The 3,082-nt window shown below is 60.7% G+C and carries 3 protein-coding genes; all 3 read right to left on the bottom strand.

Annotation, left to right across the window (positions count from 1 at the left end; all coding sequences use genetic code 11):
• Positions 1–408: RsmD family RNA methyltransferase (locus tag H5U08_RS14135; RefSeq protein ID WP_297034370.1), on the bottom strand; the 408-nt coding region annotated here is incomplete at its 3' end.
• Between the two features lie 128 nt (positions 409–536).
• The gene (locus H5U08_RS14130) at positions 537–1,532 is read right to left on the bottom strand and encodes a site-2 protease family protein (RefSeq protein ID WP_297034367.1); all 996 of its coding nucleotides are present in this window, start codon (positions 1,530–1,532) and stop codon (positions 537–539) included.
• 302 nt (positions 1,533–1,834) lie between these two features.
• The coding region (locus tag H5U08_RS14125) for a sensor domain-containing diguanylate cyclase (protein WP_297034364.1) at positions 1,835–3,082 on the bottom strand (1,248 nt) is incomplete at its 5' end.

Below are 3,082 nucleotides of genomic sequence, written 5' to 3'. Positions count from 1 at the left end.
ATGGGGTTGCGTGGGAAACGTGGGGTGGTGCTTCCACCAGAGGAAAACGTCCGCGGGGATGATTTCGGCTCGATCGTTGACTCCCAGGTGGGAGACGTTTTTGCGGAGAAACTGGCAGGCGACGGGGTCCTTTTCGATGAAGTAGGCAAAGGAAGCTCCGCGGCTGAGGGCCTCCAGGCCCATGGCACCTGTTCCGGCGAAGATATCGAGTACGACGCTTCCGGGAATGGCTTCGCGGAGGATGTTGAAAACCGCCTCGCGAACGCGGTCACGCATCGGACGCACAGACCAGTCCCCACTGTACTGGAGACGCCGCCCCTTGAACTCCCCCCCGATGATGCGCAGTCCAAGGGGGCGGCGAAACCGCCGCTTTCCGGAGGGTGATACGTCCTCGCTGCGTCCACCCATCGTTTGTGCTCCTTCGACGGCTGCTGTCTTCAGCGTGGCGCTTGAGAGTATCACTCCGCGTCCCCCGGTTAGTTGGTTCGCCCCATTGGACCGAGTGACCCGTGCCACGCAATTTTTTCGCAGGAGATTTACAGTTTGAATGGCTCGGGGGTGAATCCCACGATGATGAAAGCGAGGACCAGCCATCCGAGGATGACGCGTCCCCAGCCCAGCGGTGCTTCGTCATTGGCAGTCGGCGGATGTTCCGGCCCCAGCAGGCCCAGCAGGAAGATCATGAGAAGCCATCCCCAGTAGCCGAAGATGACCACCGCGGCGATGGCCGCCAGAAGCAGGAGCATGCCCAGGGCGTTGGCTCGTTTTCCCAATAAAGCATACAGAATGTGTCCGCCGTCCAGTTGTCCGATGGGAATCAAATTGAGCGCCGTGATGAGCATGCCGACCCAGCCGGCAAACGCCATCGGCCCCACGAGGAGGGTGTAACCATCGGGGAGGGGGCCTTTGATCCACTGTGTCAAATAGGTGAAAAGAAGTGGCTCTCCCAATTCCATGAAGGCCGGTCCCCGAACAACCGGGACAACCTGGGACTGCTGAATCCCCACGACGGTGAAAACAAGCGTTGGAATAAGCCCTGCCAGCGGCCCGGTGATGCCGATGTCGAACAGCGCCCGGCGATCGAGGCGACGGGTATCCATGGCAATAACCGCCCCGAACGTGCCAATCGGCGAGAAGGGCATGGGCAAAAAGAACGGCAGTGTAGCCGGTGCCCCGTAGCGAAGGGCCTGGAGGAAATGTCCCATCTCGTGGGAAAGGAGCACGGCCATGATGCAGATCGAGTATTTCAATCCTTCCAGCGGTCTCTGAAATCCCTGACCTGCCGCAAACGTGCTCAGACATGTGAGCACGAAGAGGATGAGAGGGACAACCCATCTGGCCCGGGACGGCTGGGGAGGCCGGGTGGCGAACTCCGCCCGAATAACTTCTGGCTCGGGCGGTACCCCCGCCTCACGGTAGGGAGAACCCTCGGAATGGAAAGGGGCATTCCCGGCTGCATCCTCCGGCCAGGACGTCCGCCGGTCTTCGGGATAACGCTCGTTGTTGGGGTAGGGGGGCCAGGAATCGCTCATGGATGCAAAGCTCACTCAATGTGAAAACAACACTCGGGTGGAATGTGCTCCCGCAAAGGACCTGGAGCTGACCGAGGCGCTGAGTTGGATCGATCAATCCACCGGCCGGGGACAACTCGGCACCCTACAGGCAGGTGGTTGCGTCGCAATCGCACGCCCCGACTTTACCGTTAGTGTACCATTTCGGGTGACCAGGAAAACCGAGCGAGCGGTCTCCCCACGCCCGGACTGCGTAACCGGTGATCCCCGGTAGGGATTTGGCGGCCGTGTTTTTTTGGGATACCCACTCGCGAGGGGTAAGCTCACCCGCGATGGAACGCCTCCTCCACAGCGGCTGCCTGCTCCGCGGCGGACGGCGGGCCGGACACCTGGTAGGTTTTTTCCTCCACCTGGAGATTGGGAGGAACCACCGGGGCAGCGGCTTGGCCGTTGTGGGTGAACGTTCGGTTGCCGCCCGCTCGTTTCGCCTCCCTGAGCGTCTCCAGCAATCGCAGAAAGACGCTCGTCGAGGTATCGTCGTTGCGTAGCTCGGTCACTGCGGCAGACAGCGTGAGGGGGACCTTCTCCTCGGCGATCGCAAATTGGGCTACTTCAAATTGTTGCCGCAATTGCTCCGCGTGTTGGACACCCTGCCGGAGGTCCGTTTCCCGGACAAGAAGAAGGAATTGATCGCCCCCATATCGCACCCAGGTGGCGTGGCGAATGGAACCCTGTTGGAAAACCTTCGCAACGGCGGCCAGGGTCTGGTCACCGAGGCGATGACCGAACCGCTGGTTGACCCTGGCAAATTGGTCGAGATCGAACAGGACGGCCGTCAACCGATCTCTGGCCAGCCTGCTCAGCGTGTGCGTTTGCAGGAACCTTTCCAGACCAACCCGATTGAAAAGACCGGTGAGCGGGTCGGAACAAACAGGAGAGGTCAGCGCGGGTGGAGAATTGCTGTTGGCTGCCTCGTGCGCATAAACGGCTTCCAACGCATCGCGGAGTCCATGAACAGATCCCAGCAAACGGCTGCATTCTCCCTGGACCTCTTTCAAAGTGGCGTGGAAGTCCCCCCGCAAGTCGATGCTGATGAGCCGGATCTCCGCCTGTTGAAGTGCGAGTACCTGTTCGTGCAGGTGAGAAAGAATTTCTTCGGGAAGCGGAACCGATTCCGCATGCACGATGTCGGGAAGGAGGTGGTGGTACTGCCCGACGAGTTCCTCCACAGTCGGTTCGACCCCGTTCAGCAGCGCTGCCAGTGCTTCGCGATCAGCAGGCGCCTGACGGAAGAGTTGGTCGTGCAGATGACGGAGTTGATCGATCACTCTGTCCGTTTGCTGGAGAAGCGTGAGTAGGGGAGATGCAGAAGGTTCGTCGCCCGGCGGAAGATCCGTCTGGTCCTCGAACGTTCCCGTCGCCTCTGCACCGGGGGACACAGGCGGCGGGTTTGATTCCTCCGCTTCTGCCCCGCTGGCTGATGGGGCACCAGCTTCGCTTTCTAAAATGTCCGAAGAATTGTCCGAAGTACCGGGCACCTCGTTCGCGGCGGTTCGAGAGTCGGCTCTTGA

The sequence above is a fragment of the Thermogutta sp. genome (genome assembly GCF_014359955.1).
Taxonomy (GTDB): domain Bacteria; phylum Planctomycetota; class Planctomycetia; order Pirellulales; family Thermoguttaceae; genus Thermogutta.
The sequence above is the reverse complement of the archived record's forward strand: the minus strand, read 5'-3'. Positions and strand labels throughout refer to the sequence as shown.

What these genes read in the sequence shown, in the direction of transcription:
- H5U08_RS14130 (WP_297034367.1), bottom strand. Translation starts at nt 1,532, where the DNA reads ATGAGCGATTCCTGGCCCCCCTACCCCAACAACGAGCGTTATCCCGAA.